Annotated in this window: 16 protein-coding genes; 12 read left to right on the forward strand and 4 right to left on the reverse strand. The window is 67.6% G+C overall.

Annotated elements, in window-relative coordinates:
- Positions 1-55: 55 nt before the first annotated feature.
- From ACYVAN_RS07130 to ACYVAN_RS07140, 3 genes are read left to right on the forward strand one after another with little or no spacing between them, the layout of a single operon-like run.
- On the forward strand, positions 56-511 hold the full coding sequence (locus ACYVAN_RS07130; RefSeq protein WP_460956945.1) for a roadblock/LC7 domain-containing protein: 456 nt from the start codon (positions 56-58) through the stop codon (positions 509-511).
- Between the two features lie 6 nt (positions 512-517).
- Positions 518-1,348 (forward strand): DUF742 domain-containing protein, encoded by an 831-nt coding sequence (locus ACYVAN_RS07135; RefSeq protein ID WP_460956947.1) that lies wholly within the window; start codon positions 518-520, stop codon positions 1,346-1,348.
- Complete coding sequence (locus ACYVAN_RS07140; RefSeq protein ID WP_460956949.1) at positions 1,329-1,985, forward strand: GTP-binding protein; 657 nt, start codon at positions 1,329-1,331, stop codon at positions 1,983-1,985. Before ACYVAN_RS07135 ends, ACYVAN_RS07140 begins: the two co-directional genes overlap by 20 nt.
- A gap of 246 nt (positions 1,986-2,231) precedes the next feature.
- On the opposite strand, the gene ACYVAN_RS07145 is transcribed toward ACYVAN_RS07140, so the two are convergent.
- Positions 2,232-2,924 carry an esterase/lipase family protein gene (locus tag ACYVAN_RS07145; protein WP_460956951.1) on the reverse strand — a complete coding sequence of 231 codons (693 nt, stop codon included), beginning with the start codon at positions 2,922-2,924 and terminating at the stop codon, positions 2,232-2,234.
- 162 nt (positions 2,925-3,086) lie between these two features.
- On the opposite strand from ACYVAN_RS07145, the gene ACYVAN_RS07150 reads away from it, so the two are divergent.
- The 4 genes from ACYVAN_RS07150 (at position 3,087) to ACYVAN_RS07165 (ending at position 10,494) form a co-directional block, all read left to right on the forward strand.
- Complete coding sequence (locus tag ACYVAN_RS07150; protein WP_460956953.1) at positions 3,087-5,846, forward strand: helix-turn-helix transcriptional regulator; 2,760 nt, start codon at positions 3,087-3,089, stop codon at positions 5,844-5,846.
- 276 nt (positions 5,847-6,122) lie between these two features.
- Positions 6,123-7,289 carry an acyl-CoA dehydrogenase family protein gene (locus ACYVAN_RS07155; protein WP_460956955.1) on the forward strand — a complete coding sequence of 389 codons (1,167 nt, stop codon included), beginning with the start codon at positions 6,123-6,125 and terminating at the stop codon, positions 7,287-7,289.
- A gap of 52 nt (positions 7,290-7,341) precedes the next feature.
- Entirely contained in the window at positions 7,342-8,865 is a 1,524-nt protein-coding gene (locus tag ACYVAN_RS07160; RefSeq protein ID WP_460956957.1) for an acyl-CoA synthetase, read from the forward strand.
- A 279-nt stretch (positions 8,866-9,144) separates the two neighbouring features.
- Positions 9,145-10,494 carry an MFS transporter gene (locus tag ACYVAN_RS07165; RefSeq protein ID WP_460956960.1) on the forward strand — a complete coding sequence of 450 codons (1,350 nt, stop codon included), beginning with the start codon at positions 9,145-9,147 and terminating at the stop codon, positions 10,492-10,494.
- A gap of 44 nt (positions 10,495-10,538) precedes the next feature.
- On the opposite strand, the gene ACYVAN_RS07170 is transcribed toward ACYVAN_RS07165, so the two are convergent.
- Complete coding sequence (locus ACYVAN_RS07170; RefSeq protein WP_460956962.1) at positions 10,539-11,000, reverse strand: MarR family winged helix-turn-helix transcriptional regulator; 462 nt, start codon at positions 10,998-11,000, stop codon at positions 10,539-10,541.
- Positions 11,001-11,119: 119 nt separating this feature from the next.
- On the opposite strand from ACYVAN_RS07170, the gene ACYVAN_RS07175 reads away from it, so the two are divergent.
- The 5 genes from ACYVAN_RS07175 (at position 11,120) to ACYVAN_RS07195 (ending at position 16,124) form a co-directional block, all read left to right on the forward strand.
- Positions 11,120-12,028 (forward strand): SDR family NAD(P)-dependent oxidoreductase, encoded by a 909-nt coding sequence (locus ACYVAN_RS07175; RefSeq protein ID WP_460956964.1) that lies wholly within the window; start codon positions 11,120-11,122, stop codon positions 12,026-12,028.
- Positions 12,029-12,048: 20 nt separating this feature from the next.
- Positions 12,049-12,915, forward strand: coding sequence for a 4-hydroxyphenyl-beta-ketoacyl-CoA hydrolase (couO, locus tag ACYVAN_RS07180; RefSeq protein WP_460957792.1), 867 nt, complete (start codon positions 12,049-12,051; stop codon positions 12,913-12,915).
- 26 nt (positions 12,916-12,941) lie between these two features.
- Positions 12,942-13,412, forward strand: coding sequence for a MaoC family dehydratase (locus tag ACYVAN_RS07185; protein WP_460956966.1), 471 nt, complete (start codon positions 12,942-12,944; stop codon positions 13,410-13,412).
- Between the two features lie 297 nt (positions 13,413-13,709).
- Positions 13,710-15,179: an NCS2 family permease gene (locus ACYVAN_RS07190; RefSeq protein WP_460956968.1), complete on the forward strand. Its 1,470-nt coding sequence runs from the start codon at positions 13,710-13,712 to the stop codon at positions 15,177-15,179.
- Between the two features lie 168 nt (positions 15,180-15,347).
- The gene (locus ACYVAN_RS07195) at positions 15,348-16,124 is read left to right on the forward strand and encodes a PhzF family phenazine biosynthesis protein (protein ID WP_460956970.1); all 777 of its coding nucleotides are present in this window, start codon (positions 15,348-15,350) and stop codon (positions 16,122-16,124) included.
- A 257-nt stretch (positions 16,125-16,381) separates the two neighbouring features.
- Here ACYVAN_RS07195 and ACYVAN_RS07200 read toward each other — a convergent pair whose 3' ends face one another.
- On the reverse strand, positions 16,382-16,981 hold the full coding sequence (locus tag ACYVAN_RS07200; protein ID WP_460956972.1) for a TetR/AcrR family transcriptional regulator: 600 nt from the start codon (positions 16,979-16,981) through the stop codon (positions 16,382-16,384).
- Between the two features lie 17 nt (positions 16,982-16,998).
- Entirely contained in the window at positions 16,999-17,508 is a 510-nt protein-coding gene (locus tag ACYVAN_RS07205) for a hypothetical protein (protein WP_460956974.1), read from the reverse strand.
- Between the last annotated feature and the right edge of the window lie 111 nt (positions 17,509-17,619).

The raw sequence follows: 17,619 nt of genomic DNA on the forward strand, positions 1-17,619 counted from the left end.
CCGATTCGTTGCCCCACCGGGCTGAAGAGCACACCACGAGTGGCCAGGAGGTTGCATGAGTGCCCAGGAGACGATTTCCCGCCGCTTCGGTTGGTTGGTCACTGACTTCACCGAGCGCGTGGCCGGAGTGGCGCACGCGGTCGTCGTGTCGGCGGATGGCCTGCTGCTGACCGGGTCGGCGAAGCTGCCCAGAGACCGCGCTGATCAGCTGTCCGCGGTCGCTTCGGGGCTGCTGAGCCTGACCAACGGTGCCGCGAAGTGCTTCGAGGCCGGAGAGGTCACCGAAACCATCGTCGAGATGGAATACGGAACGCTGATTCAGATGGGCATCAGCGACGGTTCCTGCCTCACGGTGCTCGCCGCGCCGCAATGCGACATGGGACTGGTCGCCTACGAGATGGCCATGCTCGTCGAGCGCGTCGGTCAGATGCTCACCCCGGAACTGCGTTCCCATCTGCAGGATGTGCAGACCCGGGGCAACCAGAATCCGTTCTCCGGTCAATTGGTGTGAGGCACGATGAATCCTGGACCTTGGTTTCCCGAGCCGGATCGAAGACGGAAGAACGAACCACGAGGACCGGAGTACGACGAGGGGGACGAGAGCTCGTTCGCCGACATCTACAACGGGTTCTCATTCGGCAGCGGACGCGGTCGGCGCAAGGATCGAAAGCGGGAGGCCGCGGGCGAGCGGGAATCGAAGCAGCCCGAGCAGGATGACTCGCGTTCCGCGGAGCGCGAGCGGGCCCGGGAGGCATTCCGCACACCGCCACCCGACGAGCGCCCCGACGCATCCGAGCGTTCGGTTTCCGACTTTCCGCCGCATGCTCGGCCCTCTCAGGGGGCCTCCACACCGGGCACTCCCGTGCCGGGGCAGTCCACCGGCGAGCAGCACCGGCTGCCTCCTCAACAGGTCCCGCACCAGCAGGTCTCGGGGCAGCAGGTCTCGGGGCAGGGCATACCGGAGCAGCAGGATGCCGGAGCGGACGCGGAACCCCCGGCGGAGGAATACACCGTCGCGTCTAGCATTCGTTCTTACACCTGGACTGGTGGGCGGACGAAGTCGAACCACCAATTGGAGATGGAAACCCTCGTCTCCACAAGTGAGACCTACCGTCCCGGCTCATTGGTCCGGATGGAGCACCAATCCATCGCGGAAATGTGTCAGCATCCCAGGTCTGTCGCCGAGATCGGGGCATTATTGTCGGTCCCGATCGGTGTGGCCAGGGTGCTGCTGGCCGACATGGCGGAACTGGGTTTGATCACAGTCCACCAAACCGTGAGCGAAAGTGGCAGCGCACCACACCTGATGTTGATGGAAAGGGTATTGAGTGGACTCCGTCGGCTTTAGAGGTCCCCAACCCGGCGTCCGGGAGCCGCAGACACCGCAGGACACCCAGAGCGAATCGGCTACGACTTCAGCGAAGATCGTGGTGGCCGGCGGTTTCGGAGTGGGCAAGACGACGTTCGTCGGATCGGTTTCGGAGATCGTTCCGTTGACCACCGAAGCGGTGATGACGGAAGCCAGTCAGGGCGTTGACGACCTCACGAAGACTCCGGGCAAGACCAGCACCACGGTCGCGATGGACTTCGGCCGTATCTCGCTGGACTCGGACCTGATCCTGTACCTGTTCGGCACTCCCGGGCAGCAGCGGTTCTGGTTCATGTGGGACGACCTGGTCCGAGGTGCGATCGGCGCGGTCGTGCTGGTCGACACCAGACGGCTCGCGGACTCCTTCTCGGCCGTGGATTTCTTCGAGGACCGCGGCTTGCCGTACCTCATCGCGGTGAACTGCTTCGACGGCCAGATGTTGCACCCGGTGGAGGAGATCCGGGAAGCGATGGCCATCGGCCCGCATGTGCCGATCGGTCCTTGCGATGCTCGCGATCAGCAGTCGACCAAGCAGGCACTGATCGCCTTGGTGCAGCACGCGATGCAGTCGTGGAAGAACCAGAATCCGGGTGGGGTGCAGCCACCCGGGCGCTGACGAGACCGTCGGGAATTTCTCGTTGCGTGACGGGCTGTTCGGCCGCGGGCCGGGCAGCCCGTTCGTGTCGGGCGGTGAGTGCGTCGAACCTGGCCGGTCGGCGGGCGCTACCGCGCCACCCGGGTCGGCCCGCAGACGTGAATGCGGACCCGACCGCTGTTCCGGACGGGCCCGCATCGTGCGAACTGTCTTTCCCGGTGCACCGGTGCCGCACGTCGGGGGCTCGTGCGGCACCGCGGTTCACGTTCAGGCGAAGGAGTCGACCACTTCGCCCAGCACATCGGTGTTGGCCAGGAAGCCGATGTGGGTCTCGCAGAGGACGCGGTTGTTGTCGGCGCCTTCGAGTACGGTGCTGTCGTAGGGAATGATGACGCCGTCGCAGGAGGAGTACCAGGTGGCGTAACCGGTGTTGCCGGGCGTCTCGTCACCGGAGGTCAGCTGCTCGACGAAATCCGAGCTGGGCAGCATCTCGCGGCACGAGGCGTTGATGGTGCACGCGCTGGCGTAGGTGGTGCCGTGGTTGGCGCCTGCCAGCGAGGCCAGGTTCGCCACGTTCGGCTGACCATCGAGTTCCTTGATGTACCAGCCGCTGACCAGACCGCCCATCGAGTGGTTCACGATGTTGACCTGGTCGGAACCGGTCTCGGACTTGACGTTCTCGACGAAGTCGGCCAGTCCCGCCGCACTCTCCTCATTGGACGCCCGCCAGTCGTACTCGTAGGAGTGCAGCTCGTCCGAGCTGTATCCGGCGAGGCGGAAGACGGTGCGGGCGGTGGACCAGTTGGAGCTGCTGCCGCTGTAGCCGTGGACGAACACGACCGGCGTGTTCGCCGCCTGCGATTCGACCGGCCCCGTGGTGGTCGACTCCGCGTTGGCGGCCGCCGGAGCGATCGCGGCGAAAGTCAGAGCGGCCAGAACAATGCCGAATGATCGGCGCATGTGGTGCCTCCCTAGTTGTCTGCTGGGGACCGCTGAAGTTTCGCGAGTTGGCCATTCGGACACATCGGCGAAATCGCCGGTTGTTTCGGCCGACTTGTCGGATTCGGTCAAGATCGGAGTAGGGGGTTCCCTTGAACCGGATGTTCACGACACACTGACGCGATGCCGCTCGGAATTGCAGCGCTGTCCACCGGTTCCCTTTCTGCCCTGCACGGACGTGATCAAGAGCTCGGCACAGTCCAGGGTTTCGTGGACAGAGCGGGCCAGGGGTGCGGTGGCGCGTTGGCGGTGCGAGCCGGGACGGGAATGGGCAAGACGACCTTCCTGCACGAGGTGCGCAGGCGTGCCGAGGGATTTCGAGTGCTCGGCGTGCACGGGCATTCGGCGGAGACGGAACTTCCGGGAGCCGCGCTGCACCGCGCCGTGCACGAAATTCCGGAAGTGGTTCCCGCGGAACACTGGTCGAAAGCTCTGCTCCGTTCGGTCGCCGATCGGAATGCGCGGCAGGAGGACGTTTTCGCATTCTGCGCATCGGTGCATCGTCTGATCGTCGCAGCGGCGCGGGAAAAGCCACTGCTTATTCTGATCGACGACGCGGACGTGTTGGATCCGCTGTCGTTGCGGGCGTTGCTCTTCGCCGCTCGGCGCGTCGGTTCGACCGCGGTTCTCGTGCTCTTCGCCGAAACGCGGCCGACGGCCGTGGCAACCGAGGACCTGCCACGTCTCGTACTCGGACCCCTCGATCACCGGGCGAGCCTGTGCGTTCTCCGCGATCGGACGCCGGGAATACCCCAGGACCTCGCCGAAGACCTGGTGGATCTCGCGGGTGGTAACCCGCTGGCGCTGGGCGAGCTCGCGGATTCCCTCACCGCCGAACAGCTCGCGGGGCTGGCTGCTCCACCGGATTCGCTTCCGCCGGACAGCAGGCTGCGGCGACTGCTCCGGAGGCACTTCGCGGAAATATCCCCGGATGCGCGGCACATGGTGCTGATGGCGGTGGTCGACGACCGGCTCGACCGGGACACCTTGCTGCGCGCTTCGGAGGCGGCCGGGCTCGACCTGCGGGGCTGGGACGAGGCGCTCGCCTCCGGTCTGGTCGAGGCGCGGGACGACCTGCTCCGGGTGCCGGACGAGTTGGTCCGGTCCACCTTGTACGCGGAAGCTTCGCCCGCGCAGCTCCGCGGTGTTCACCAGCTGCTGGTGGACGTGCTCGACCCCGAACCGCACCGGCTCCAGCGGGCCTGGCACCGCGCGGCCATCGGTGCCGAACCGCGCGCCGACCTGGCGGACGATCTCGCCGACGCGGCTGTTGCGGTCAGCGGGTCCGGCGATCATTCGGCGGCGTTCCGGGCGTTTCACCGGTCCGCGCAGTTGACGGCCGACCCGGAATCCCGCGCGAGGCGTCTGCTCGAAGCGGGACGGAGTTCTTGGCTGGCAGGCCGTTCCCGGCGGTCGCAGGTGTTGATTCGGCAGGTCCGCTCGCTCACCGGTGCGCCGGAGCTGCGCGGGATGGCGGACCTGTTGCAGGGCGGCATCGACATGCGCGGGGGCGTGCCGAGCCTGGCCACGCAGAACCTGCTGACGGCCGCCGAGCAGCTCGCGGGTGCGAACCGACCGCTCGCGGTCACGGCGTTGTCTCTGGCAGGCGAAGCCAGTTACCTGGCGGGCGACTACCCCCGCTTCTACCGAATCGCGCAGCGGGCGGGGGAGCTGCGCGAGCAGGACAGTCCGCCGTCGGTCCGGATCATGCACGACCACTTGGACGGGATGGCGGCGACTTTCCAGGGCAAGCACGAGCAGGCCCTGCCCAAACTGCACAGCGTCGTCCGGTTGTGGGAGACGAGCCAGGAACCGTTCTCCGGCATCCTCGCGAGCGAGGCCGCGTTCACTCTCGGCGACCCGCTGGTGGCCCACGACGTGGCGATGCGCGCGGTCACGGTCGCGAAAGGCGCAGGTTCGTCCGTGATGGAGCCGTGGGCCCTGAGATTCCGCTCGATGACCGAACTGCTGCTGGATCGACACCCGTGCGCGGAAGCCAGCTCCCTGGAAGGACTTCGGGTGGCTCGGGCCATCGGCCAGCAGAACGCAGCGATCGACCACCTCACGATCCTCGCGCTGGTGGCCGCGTTGCGGGGAGACCGGGAGACCGCCCTGCTGCGGCTGGAGGCGGTCGCCGAAGGCGTGTCCATGCGGGGATTGGGGCGGCCGGGCGCGTTGAGCTCATGGGCCTTCGCGGCGGTGGAGCTCGCCCACGACAGGCCATCGGACGCGCTGGACCGGTTCCGGTTGATGACGGCGGGGGCGGGGCAGGCGAACCTGGCGATCCGGGCGATGGCCGTGCCGCACTTCGTCGAAGCGGCGATCCGCTGCGGTCAGCGGGACCGCGCGGTGCGGGCGTTGCGCGTGTTCGACCACTGGGCGAACACGACCGGCAGCGTTGCCAGGCGTGCGCTGTCGCATCGATGCCACGCTTTGCTCGCGGACCGTCCGGACGATGTGGACGAACACTTCGGCGAGGCGATCCGCCTGCATCGCAGCTGTGACACCGCGTGGGAACTGGCCAAGACCGAGCTGCACTACGGGCACTGGCTGCGCCGGGGGCGGAAACCGCGCATGGCCCGGGAGTACCTGGCCGACGCGTTGAAGATCTTCGACCACTACGGGGCGGCGCACTGGGCGGATAAGGCGCAGGCCGAGCTGCGGGCAGCGGGGGAGACGGTGGGGCGCGTGGCTTCCGGGGTGACGGAGGAGCTCACTCCGCAGCAAGCCCAGATCTCCAAACTGGTAGCGGAGGGGGCGACGAACCGGGAGGTCGCGGCCCGATTGTTCATCAGTCCGCGCACCGTCGACCACCACCTGCGCAACATCTTCGCGAAGGTGGGCGTCCGTTCCCGCGTCGAGCTGAGCCGAATGCTGGGTTAGGGAGTCCGGAAGTGGTTTGGGTGGTGGGCACCCAGCGGAGGCCGTAGACCGGGCCGGCCGAAGGCAGAACCGGCTGTGCCGGACTGGCGGCGGAACGTCCGCGCTGGTCGGGCGGGCCGGGCACGACTATCGCGATACCGTTGTCTTCTTTCTTTATTGACTTTCTCAATCGTTGATGCTCCACTGTGATTTGTTGCATGGCCGCTTTGATCGCAGGTCGACGGCCGTCCGGCGCGGACGACGGGCGAGGCCCGCGAGCACCACGAGAGGAGAGCCATGAGTTCGGTCTCTCTGCAGCGGACGATCTTCGAAGACGACCACGAGGCGTTCCGCGACATGGCACGCGCGTTCGCCGAACGCGAGGTCGCACCGAACCTCCGGATGTGGTCCGCGCAAGGGCACGTCGATCGGTACCTCTACCGCCGAGCCGGTGAACTCGGCCTGCTGGGAATCGGCGCGCCGGAGGCGCACAACGGCGGCGGAATCGACGACTTCCGCTTCAACACCGTGCTCATCGAAGAACTCGCCCGAGTGGGCGCCACCTCCGTGGCGATGAACCTCAGCGGGTTCAACGACCTCGTGGCCCCCTACCTGGAGTCGCTGGCCGACGAGGACCAGAAGAAGCGCTGGCTCGCGCCGCTGTGCTCCGGGGACCTGATCGGTGCCATCGCGATGACCGAACCCGGTGCGGGCAGCGACCTCGCCGCGATCACCACCACGGCGACCCTCGACGGTGACGACCTCGTGCTCGACGGTTCGAAAACGTTCATCAGCAACGGCCTGCTCGCCGATGTGTTCATCGTCGTCGCGCGCACCGACCCATCAGCCGAACGGCGCGGCATGAGCCTAGTCCTGGTCGACGCCGACACCCCCGGGTTCACCCGCAGCGGGCCGCTGGGCAAGGTGGGGCTTTCCGCGCAGGACACCGCCGAACTCACCTTCACCGGTGCGCGCGTGCCCCGGACGAACATCCTGGGCGAGCAGGGCGAGGGATTCCGCTATCTCAAGCGGAACCTGCCGCAAGAACGCCTGAGCGTGGCGGTGACCTCGATGGCCGCAATGCGTCGGACCTTCGACGAGGCGCTCGCGCACACCTGCGACCGCACCGCGTTCGGAGGGCGCATCGCCGATTTCCAGGCGAACAGGTTCTACCTGGCCGAACTCGCCACCGAAATCGAGATCGCCCAGGTCTTCGTCGACCGCTGCGTCTTCGACGCGGCCAACGGCACCCTCGACGAGGTCAACGCCGCGATGGCCAAGTGGTGGGTCACCGAGTTGCAACAACGGGTCGTGCAGCGCTGCCTGCAGCTGCACGGCGGTTACGGCTACATGACCGAGTACGGCGTCGCGCGCGACTACCTCGACTGCCGCGGCAGCGTCCTCTACGCCGGAACCACCGAAATCATGAAGGAGATCATCGGCCGCAAGCTCACCGCGAGGTAACGCCCCGGTTCGACAACGCCGCAACTACATGACTGGCGAGGAGAAGCTGAGCATGCTGAACGAAGGTGTGGGTTCGTGGCCCTACCGGCGGACCCGGTTGGCGCCCCAGAAGACCGCGATCCGATACCGGGACGAATCCTGGAGCTACGCGCAGCTCGACGAGCGAGTGACCCGGTTGGCGCACGCACTGCGCGACCTCGGTGTCGGCAGGGGCGATCGGGTCGCGCTGCTGAGCATGAACCACCCTTCCTACCTGGAAGGACTGTTCGCGGCCGGCCTGCTCGGGGCCATCTTCGTGCCGCTCAACGCCCGTCTGACCGAGCCCGAGATCGAGTACTGCCTCGCCGATTCGGGAACCTCGGTGCTCATTCACTCCGCCAACGTCTCCGACGTCGCCGTTCCGGCCGCGCGGGGAGCCGGCACGGCACAACGGGTGGTGGTCGACGGCGCTCCCGACGCCGAGGCGGCCGGTTACGAAGAGATCATCGCGGCCGCTGCCACCGATCGGATCGACGAGCCCGTCTCGCACGAGGACCGGTGCTTCATCATGTACACCTCGGGCACGACCGGGCGTCCGAAGGGCGTGGTGCTGACCCACGGGAACATCGTGTTCGCCGCCCTGAACCCGATCGTCGACCTCGACCTGGTCGGTGACGAGGTCGCGCTGGTCTGCGCGCCGTTGTTCCACACGGCGGCCCTCGACTTCATCTCGCTGCCCACGTTGCTCAAGGGCGGGACCGTCCGCATCGAGGAGGGCTTCGACCCCGAACGCGTCCTGCGGGTGATCGACCAAGAGGGCGTGACCTTCATGTTCGGCGTGCCCACCATGTACGACGCGCTGAGCCGGAACCCGGCTTGGGAATCGGCCGACCTGTCGTCGATCCGCCGGGCGGTCGTGGCCGCCGCGCCGGTCCCGCCGCGCACCATGCGCACCTACGCCGAGCGCGGGGTCCCCATGTGCCAGGGCTACGGACTCACCGAGACCGGCCCCGGTGCGCTGATCTGCACTCCCGGCAATGTCGACGACAAGCTCGGCACGGCCGGGGTGCCGCACTTCTTCACCGACGTCCGGCTGGTCGACCCGGCAGGGGATCCGGCAGGCCCGGGCGAGCGGGGGGAGGTCCAGATCAGCGGCCCCAACGTCATGCGCGAGTACTGGAACCGCCCGGAGGCCACGGCCGACGCGTTCACCGACGGGAGCTGGTTCAGGTCCGGCGACGTAGGGTCCGCCGACGAGGACGGCTTCGTCTCCATCGTCGACCGGCTCAAGGACATGATCGTCTCGGGTGGGGAGAACATCTTCCCGGCCGAGGTGGAAGCCGCGCTGTTCGAGCTGCCCGGCATCACGGGATGTGCCGTGTTCGGCGTGCCCCACGAGCGGTGGGGCGAGGTCGGTTGCGCAGTGATCACCCTCGCCGAATGCGCCACGGTGTCCGAAGAGGACATATGCGGATTCCTCGCCGGCCGGCTCGCCAAGTACAAGATCCCGAAGAGTTTCTTCTTCGTCGACGAGATTCCGCGCAATGCCAGCGGGAAGGTCCGGAAGAACATCCTCCGCTCGGAGTTCGCTTCTTGATCTTTTTCGGTGGTTGGGCTGCTTGGGTGGTCGCTTTGCGGAACCTCAGGGGCTGGTCGGCTCCGGGAGCCCCGACATTGAGTAGGGCACTGCGCGGCGTCGGAGCTGTCCTCGCCAACCAGCCCCTGAGAACCCGCGGGTGGTCGGTTTTGTCCCTCACTTGGAGCCCGAGGAGAACCCGCGGGTGGTCGGTTTTTTGAGCCTCACCTGGCGGTTTTGTGCCTCGCCGGTGATGGGTCGTGTTGGCGTGGGGGCGGTTTGGGGGCTTGAGGAGGCGTTGTGACGACGACTGGTGTGGATGCTGTCGGGGCTTCGACGGCGGGACGAAAGAAGGAGTTCCGCAGGGTCGTGCTGTCGAGCTACCTCGGCAGCACCATCGAGTATTACGATTTTCTGCTCTACGCCACAGCGGCCTCGCTGGTGTTCGGGCCGGTGTTCTTCTCCGGTCTGAACCCGCTCGCCGCGGTGGTCGCCTCCTACGGCACGTTCGCCGCCGGATACGTGGCCCGCCCGCTCGGCGGAGCGGTGTTCGGACACTTCGGTGACCGCATCGGTCGTAAACGGATGCTCATCCTGTCCATGGCCGTGATGGGGGTCGCTTCTTTCCTGATCGGCCTCATCCCGCCCCCGGAGCTCATCGGCTCGTGGGGCGCGATCACCCTCGTCCTGCTGCGGATGTGCCAGGGCATCGCCGTCGGAGGCGAGTGGGGCGGGGCAGCCCTGATGTCCTTGGAGCACTCCAGCACGGGCAGACGCGGGTTCGCCGCATCGTTCACCAACGCGGGCGCGCCTTCCGGATCGGTCCTGGGGACCCTCATGATGGCCGCGTTCTCCACGCTGCCCGAGGACCAGTTCCTCGCGTGGGGCTGGCGAGTGCCGTTCTTGTTCTCCGGCGTGCTGCTGCTGGTCGGTCTGTTCGTCCGTTCCCGCGTCTCGGAGAGCCCGGTGTTCGAGCGGGCCGTCGCCGATTCCGCCGAGAACGCACCGGCGGTTCCGATCGTCGCGGTGCTCCGCAAACCGAGAACGTTGCTGCTGGCGATGTTCGGATGTGGCGGGAGCTTCGCGATCCAGATCCTGTTCGCGACGTTCGCCGTCACCTACGCGACGACGCAGGGAGCCGATCGTCAAACGGTCCTGCTGTGCTTCGGGGTGGCCTCTTTCAGCCAGATCTTCATGGTGCTGGCAGCCGGCCGATTGTCCGACTCGGTGGGCAGGCGCCCGGTCATGATCGGTGGCCTGGTCGGGTTCGCCGTCCTGCTCCACCCGATCTTCGGGTGGCTGGCCTCCGGGAACGTTTTCCTGCTCCTCGCGGCCTTCCTGCTCGGACTCACCCTGCACTCGCTCACCTACGGTCCGATGGCGGCCTTCATCGCGGAGCAGTTCGGCACCAGTTCCCGCTACACGGGCGCTTCGCTCGGCTACCAGCTCGCGACGCTGCTCGGAGCCGGATTGACGCCGATGCTGCTGGCGTCGATCTACGCGTCGACCGGTGGCAGCGTCGGCCCCGTCATGTGGTTCCTCGCCGCGGTGAGCCTGGTCAGCGCCTGCTTCATCCTGGCGACGCGGGAGAGCAGGCACAACGACCTGACCAGTGTGGATTCACACGCGCCGGTCGCGGAACAGTCCTGATCCGCTCGCGACGCCCGTGTGGCGGGCACTGCCGCGCGTAGCCGTCAGCGCGCGTTGGTGCCCGTGGCGGGAACGTCCTCGGGAAAGGAGATGCGGCGCAGCGCGTCCCGGAGGTCGCGCAGGTTTTCCGGCGGGATGTGGTCGAAGTAGCCGACGTGTTCCTCATCGGCCCGCTGCTGGGCGGCTTGCCGGACCCGGTGTCCTTCTTCGGTGGCCGCGATGAGCTTGTTCCTGCGATCGCTCGGGTCGGGAGTCCGGTTGACCAGGCCGCGGTTCTCCAGATCGTCGACCAACGCCACGATCTGGCTGGGGTCCAGTCCCATGAGGGCGGCCAGCCGTCGCTGGGTCACCCCTTCGGGCTGTTCGCTGGCGAACGCGAGAACGGAGTACGAGCGGACCCGCAGTCCCAGCGGTTCGAGTGCCTCGCTCACCGACTTCGCGACCACGCCACTGGCTCGGGACAGCAGGAAGCCCAGATCGTCGGCGAATGGCCGCTGCGTGCTCATCAGGTGTCCTTTCGTCTGGCTGTATGCGCACAGTAGCATCGAAACCTAAATCGTTGACATCTTCAATGGTAGATGATTGTCTAATGTTGTCTCATTCAACTTCGCGTGGAGGAGTCCGCATGGACCTCAGCAACAAAGTCGCGATCGTCACCGGCAGTGGACAGGGCCTGGGACTGGTGTACGCCGAGGAACTCGCGCGCTGCGGAGCCTCTGTCGTCATCAACGACATCGACCCCGACGTGGCCGACAGCGCCGTGGAGTCCATCGTCCGAGCAGGCGGGAAGGCGCACGCCGTCGCCGGTGCGGTCGGCAGCGCGGAGACGGCGCAGGCGCTGGTCGACGGCGCGGTCGCAGCCTTCGAGCGGCTCGACATCCTCGTCACCAACGCGGGTGTCCTCCGCGACAAGGTGCTGTGGAAGATGACCGACGAGGACTTCGACCAGGTGCTCGACGTCCACATGCGGGGCACCTTCACCTGTGCGCGTGCCGCGGCCATCAAGATGCGCGAACAGGGGGAGGGCGGACGCATCATCTGCGTCGGTTCACCCGCGGGCCAGCGCGGCAACTTCGGCCAGACCAACTATTCCGGGGCCAAGGCCGGGATCGTCGGCATGGTGCGGACCTGGGCGATGGAGCTGCAGCGCGCGGGCATCACCGCCAACGCGGTGGTCCCGGTGGCCGCCACCGCCATGACCGAGACCGTCCCGTTCCTCAAGCCCTACGTGGACGCGATGAAGGAGGGCAGCCCGCTTCCTTCGTTCGCTCGCCGCGAGCTCGGCTTCGGCCGCCCCGAGGACGCGGCGGGCATCGTCGCGTTCCTGGCGGGTGACGAGGCAGCCGAGATCACCGGCCAGGCCGTCGGTGTCGGAGGCGACCGGCTCGCCCTCTGGTCCCACCCGGACATGGTCTTCCAGGACTACCGCGAGGGTGGCTGGGACCCGGATTCGATCGCCGCCGGATGGAGCTCCGGTTTCGCCGAACACGTCCAGTCGGTCGGCGAGGAACTTCCCGAGGAGGCGACCGCGTGACGAACAAGTACGAGTACGGGATCGACTTCTCCGCGCTGGCCGCGCTCGACGTGCACACCCACGTCGAGATCGACTCCTGCGGGCACCGGTCGCTCGATGACGAGCTGATGGCCGCCTCCGAGAAGTACTTCAAATCCGGCGCCGAGCGCACCCCCGCGCTGGACGCCGTCGCCGAGCACTACCGCGAGCGGAACATGGCCGCGATCGTGTTCACCGTCGACTGCGCCGCCGCAACCGGCCACCCGGTGAACTCGGTAGAGGAGATCGCCGAGGGAGCCGCCCGGCACAACGACGTGCTGATCCCGTTCGGCTCCGTGGACCCCTGGCAGGGCAAGGCCGCGGTCCGCCGGGCGCGCAGGCTCGTCGACGAGTACGGGGTGAAGGGCTTCAAGTTCCACCCGAGCCTGCAGGGCTTCGAGCCGAACAGCCGCGACTTCTACCCGCTCTACGAGGCCATCGCCGAATGCGGCGTGCCCGCGCTGTTCCACACCGGGCAGACCGGCATCGGAGCCGGGCTTCCGGGCGGGCACGGCATCAAGCTGCGCTATTCGGATCCGATGCTGCTCGACGACGTCGCGGCCGACTTCCCCGAGCTCACGATGGTCATGGCTCACCCTTCGGTGCCGTGGCAGGACGAAGCCATCTCCATCGCCTCGCACAAATCCAACGTCTACATCGACCTGTCGGGGTGGTCGCCGAAGTACTTCCCGCCACAGCTGGTCAAGGCGGCCAACTCGATGCTGCGGGACAAGGTCCTGTTTGGCTCCGACTTCCCCGTCATCCAGCCGGACCGGTGGATGCGTGACTTCGAGAAGCTGGAGATCAAGGAGGAAGTGCGGCCGCTGATCTTCAAGGAGAACGCACTCCGGGCCCTCGGCCTGAGCTGACCAGTCGCACGTCCCAGGAGGAACCCATGTCCGCCAGCACCACCACGCTGGAAACACTCGCCGACCTGAAGCGGTACGAGGGCGAATCGCTCGGCACGAGCTCGTGGATGCCGATCTCGCAGACGCGCATCAACACATTCGCCGACGCCACCGACGACCACCAGTGGATCCACATCGACCCGGAACGGGCCCGTGCCGAAAGCCCGTTCGGCGGACCCGTCGCCCACGGGTTCCTCACGCTCTCGCTGATCATCCCGATGTGGAGCGAAGTGCTGACCGTCAACAGCGTGACCACCAAGGTGAACTACGGGCTCAACAAGGTCCGGTTCACCAATCCGGTGCCCACCGACGGTCGGGTGCGCCTCCAGGCCACGCTCCAGAAGTACGAGGAGCTGGCGAAGGGTGGGGTCCAGGTGACCGTCGATGGCACCATCGAGCTCCAGGGCAGTGATCGCCCGGCCTGCGTCGCCGAGTCCGTCTATCGCATGTTCGAGTGACCGCGCGGGGTGCCGACCCCCGAGCCGAAACACCCGGAACCGGCACCTTAGCCTTTTCGTGCGCTGTGCGGTTCGTAGGAAACCACAACGGTGCCGCTCGGTGCGGCCCGCCGTTTCGTGTGTTCCGCCGCTATCGACCGATCCTCGCCGAGCTGTGTAATGCCTCACACCAGTTCGGCGACCCCGAGAACGAACCCGTGGAAGTTCCCCGGCCCCGTGCCGGGGAATCGCGGCCACCGGTCAGCTCGGTAGCGGGGTCGGAGCACGGCGACACCCCACCGGCACGGGAGGACTCGCATGACCCCGCCAAGCACGGAAAGAACGGGGCGGCAGCCCCGCGAGCTCGAATCGAGACCCGAATCGGGTCTCGACCGCTTCTTCAGAATCAGCTCTCGCGGCTCCACGGTGTCGCGCGAACTGCGCGGCGGACTCACGACCTTCGTCGCGATGGCCTACATCGTGATCCTCAACCCGATCATCCTCGGCTCGTCCGCCGACGTCACCGGGCGCGTGCTGACCACCGCCGAACTCACCACCGCGACGGCGTTCACCGCCGCCCTCGCCACGGTCCTCATGGGACTCATCGGCAACGCGCCGTTGGCGCTCGCCTCCGGCCTCGGCGTGAACGCGGTGGTGGCGTTCACCATCGCACCGGTCATGACCTGGCAACAGGCGTTCGGGCTGGTGGTCCTCGAAGGCGTGTGCATCATCATCCTCGCCGCCAGCGGACTGCGCCAGAAGATCATCGAAGCCATCCCCGACCCGCTGAAGATCGCGCTCACCGTCGGCATCGGCCTCTACATCGCGTTGATCGGGCTCGTCCAGGCCGGTTTCGTCAGCCGCGTCCCCGATGCCGCCGACACCACGGTTCCGGTGGAGATGGGCGACGGTGGCCACCTGCAAGGGGCGCCCATCGCGCTGTTCTGCGTGACGCTGCTGCTCATGATCGTGCTCATGGCCCGCAGGGTGCGAGCCGCCATGCTCATCAGCATCGGGATCGGCACGGTCGCGGCGGTCGGGTTGAACTACGGTCTCGGCCTCACCGAGGACGACTGGGGACTGATCCAGCCGAACCTGCCGGAAAGCTTCATCGGCGCGCCCGACTTCGGCCTGTTCGGTGACATCGACCTGTTCGGCGGATTCGTCGCCGCAGGTGGGGTCGCGGCGACGGTGTTCCTGTTCACGCTCGTGCTGTCCGGCTTCTTCGACGCGATGGGGACCATCACCAGCGTCGCCCGCCAAGCCGACCTGACCCGTGGCGGCAAGGTCGAGGGCATGGGCCGCATCCTCACGGTCGACGGAGTCGCCGCCGCCGCGGGCGGAGTCACCGGGTCGTCGCCGAACACGGTCTTCCTGGAATCCGCGGCGGGCGTGGGCGAAGGCGCGCGCACCGGCCTGGCCAGCGTGCTCACCGGGTGCCTCTTCGGCGCGGCCCTGTTGTTCACGCCGGTCGTCTCGATCGTGCCCACCCAGGCGGCCGCGCCGGCACTGGTGGTCGTCGGCGCCATGATGATGACCCAGTGCCGCCAGCTGCCCTGGGACGATCCCGACTACGTCATCCCGATCTTCCTGACCGTGACCCTGATCCCGTTCACCTACATGATCACCAACGGGATCGGCGCGGGGCTCATCGCCTACACGGTGATCAAACTCGCCAAGGGCAAGGTGCAGGAGATCGGCTGGTTCGTCGGCATACTCGCCGCTGTGTTCGCCGTGTACTTCGGGATCGAGGGGGTCGAGGCGTTGGCCGGTGGCGGCCCGCAGTGAGTCCGGCGGCTGTTCGGATGCCGCTGACGGCGTCGGTGCGCGTGCGAACGCGGACATGGCGGGCGTGCCATGCCCCGGTCGTGCGCGACAGCCGTCCTCTCCGGGCGGTGCGGGCCAGTCGACGAGAATTCGCTTCGGCGCCCGGTCCCGGAACGCTACGGTTGCTCGGTGCGCGCGTATGTGGTCGATGCCTTTACCCGGACAGCGTTCAGCGGCAACTCGGCAGGGGTGGTGCTGCTGGATCAACCGGCGGATGCGGCCTGGATGCAGGCCGTAGCCGCCGAGCTCAACCACCCGAACACGGCGTTCGTCGAGGTCTCGGTCCCTGCGGAGACCCCGAAACCGTTGCGCTGGTTCACCCCGACCGCGGAGGTGGACCTGTGCGGGCACGCCACGATGGCGACGGGGCACGTGCTCGGCGGCGACCAGCGCTTCGATACCCGCAGCGGCATTCTGATCTGCACCGCGCGTGCGGACGGGTCGGTGGAGCTGGACTTTCCGGCCGACGAGCCGGTCGCGGAGGAACCGTGCGAGGAACTCGTCGCCGGACTGCCCGGCGTCACCCTCCGCTCGGTGCGGCGGGGCACCCGCGATGTGCTCGTCGAGGCCGGGTCGGCCGCCGAGGTCCGTGCACTGCGCCCGGACTTGGCGGTGCTGGCCCGAGTACCGGGTCGGGGCGTGATCGTCACAGCCGAGGGCGAAGGCGATTCGGCGGACGTGGTCAGCCGCTTCTTCGCTCCCGCCGTCGGCATCCCGGAAGACCCCGTGACGGGATCGGCGCATTGCACCCTGGCCGGCTGGTGGTCCGAGCGGCTCGGCGGGACGGAGTTCCTCGCCGAGCAGGCTTCCTCGCGCGGTGGGTTCCTGCGGGTGCGATTGGCCGGTGACCGGGTGCTGCTCGCGGGCCACGCCGTCACGGTACTCAGCGGCGAACTGCACTCCTGAGCGCGGCGTCACTTCCGAACGCGGCGCACCATCGGGCTTCGCCCCGGCACCTCCCCGGGAGATCTTGCGGTGAGGTGCCGGGGTGTTCACCGGGGCGCTCGAAGCACCTGCGAACCCGTCAGACCGCGGTGGTTTCCTCGGCTGGTGTCCCGGCGGTCGCGTGCGGGGCTGCTGCGGTGACCCCGCGGCCCCGGAGAACGGCATCGGTGACGGTTTGACGGGTGCGCGGGCGGTACGGGTCGCCGATCCGGCCGGATCTACCGCTCCGGCACGGACAACGATCGGATGTGGCGCACGAGGACTCGGTGCGCCCAGTCGGGGTCCGCGTCCTCCGGTTCGTAGAGCAGGTGGGCGGCGAGTCCGTCGATGACCGCGTGCAGCCTGGCGGTTTCGAGCTCCCGATCGGCGTCAGGGGTCAGGTCGGCGCCGTTGTCGAGTCGGTCGATCAGCGTCCGGCACGCGGCCCGCAGCTCGCGGTGTGCCTCGTCGCGCGGTCCCCGGAGGTCGGCGTCGGCGTTCGCGGCGGTGAACAGGGCCAGGTAAACCCCCATCTCGGCGCGGCGTTCCCGATCCAGCGGGATGAGTTCCGCCGCGATCGCTTCCACGTTCTCCACCGCTGTGGGCAACGTCGGGAGCGCGGCCGCGCGAGTTCTCACCCGGTCGAGAACGAGTCGCAGCGCGAAGACCAGCAGGTCGGCCTGGTTGGAGAAGATGTGCCGCAGCGACCCGGCCGACTGCCCCGCTTCCGCGGCCACCGTTCGGACGGATATGCCGGACACCCCGTCGCGGAGGATCACTCGCCAGGCCGCTTCGGCGAGTTGTTCGCGGCGTTCGTCGTGATCGATGAGCTTGGGCATGCAGTGCTCCGATATTCCTACCCGCGGGCGGCGCGGCCCGGCCCCGGACGATGTTCGGTGAAGAGCCGCCGAACCGGTCCGGGCAACCAGAGCAGGCCGATGATGACCACCAGGATCACGTTGCCCGCGATCACTGCCCAGTAGTACTCGGGTCCGGCCGCCGCGGAGTACAGGCTGTTCCACAATGCGAGCACCACGAAGACCGTGAGCGCGACACGGGCCCACTGGCGGGCTCGCAGGACCTTGATGACCAACCATGTCGCGATCGCCCCGAAGGCCACGTGCGTGATCGCTGCGAACGCGATCGAGGACTTGAGCGCGAGATCCAGTTGGCTCGGATTCAGCGTCGGGTTGCTCCGCGCGATTGATTCGGCGAATCCATCCGGGCTGATGACCATTTGGGCGGGCAGTGCCAGGAGCACGACGACCAGCGCGACGAGCGTGCCGACGAGCTGCCGAGATGCCCGCTGCGCGTCAACCTCGGCCGGGGCGCGCTCTCCATTTTGATAGTACGACTGTGTTTCCACGGGTGGAAATTTATTAGCACGACCGTGTTGAAAACAAGGGCGGCGCACGAGACGGAACACCTGACCTAGGGTCTGGTTCGGAAGCGGCGACCGCCGCTTTCGGTGTAGGAC

It is taken from the genome of Parasphingorhabdus pacifica, from assembly GCF_054779195.1.

What these genes read in the sequence shown, in the direction of transcription:
- ACYVAN_RS07175 (WP_460956964.1), top strand. Translation starts at nt 11,120, where the DNA reads ATGGACCTCAGCAACAAAGTCGCGATCGTCACCGGCAGTGGACAGGGC.
- ACYVAN_RS07130 (WP_460956945.1), top strand. Translation starts at nt 56, where the DNA reads ATGAGTGCCCAGGAGACGATTTCCCGCCGCTTCGGTTGGTTGGTCACT.
- ACYVAN_RS07150 (WP_460956953.1), top strand. Translation starts at nt 3,087, where the DNA reads ATGCCGCTCGGAATTGCAGCGCTGTCCACCGGTTCCCTTTCTGCCCTG.
- ACYVAN_RS07160 (WP_460956957.1), top strand. Translation starts at nt 7,342, where the DNA reads ATGCTGAACGAAGGTGTGGGTTCGTGGCCCTACCGGCGGACCCGGTTG.
- ACYVAN_RS07185 (WP_460956966.1), top strand. Translation starts at nt 12,942, where the DNA reads ATGTCCGCCAGCACCACCACGCTGGAAACACTCGCCGACCTGAAGCGG.
- ACYVAN_RS07145 (WP_460956951.1), bottom strand. Translation starts at nt 2,924, where the DNA reads ATGCGCCGATCATTCGGCATTGTTCTGGCCGCTCTGACTTTCGCCGCG.
- ACYVAN_RS07190 (WP_460956968.1), top strand. Translation starts at nt 13,710, where the DNA reads ATGACCCCGCCAAGCACGGAAAGAACGGGGCGGCAGCCCCGCGAGCTC.
- ACYVAN_RS07155 (WP_460956955.1), top strand. Translation starts at nt 6,123, where the DNA reads ATGAGTTCGGTCTCTCTGCAGCGGACGATCTTCGAAGACGACCACGAG.
- ACYVAN_RS07170 (WP_460956962.1), bottom strand. Translation starts at nt 11,000, where the DNA reads ATGAGCACGCAGCGGCCATTCGCCGACGATCTGGGCTTCCTGCTGTCC.
- ACYVAN_RS07135 (WP_460956947.1), top strand. Translation starts at nt 518, where the DNA reads ATGAATCCTGGACCTTGGTTTCCCGAGCCGGATCGAAGACGGAAGAAC.
- ACYVAN_RS07200 (WP_460956972.1), bottom strand. Translation starts at nt 16,981, where the DNA reads ATGCCCAAGCTCATCGATCACGACGAACGCCGCGAACAACTCGCCGAA.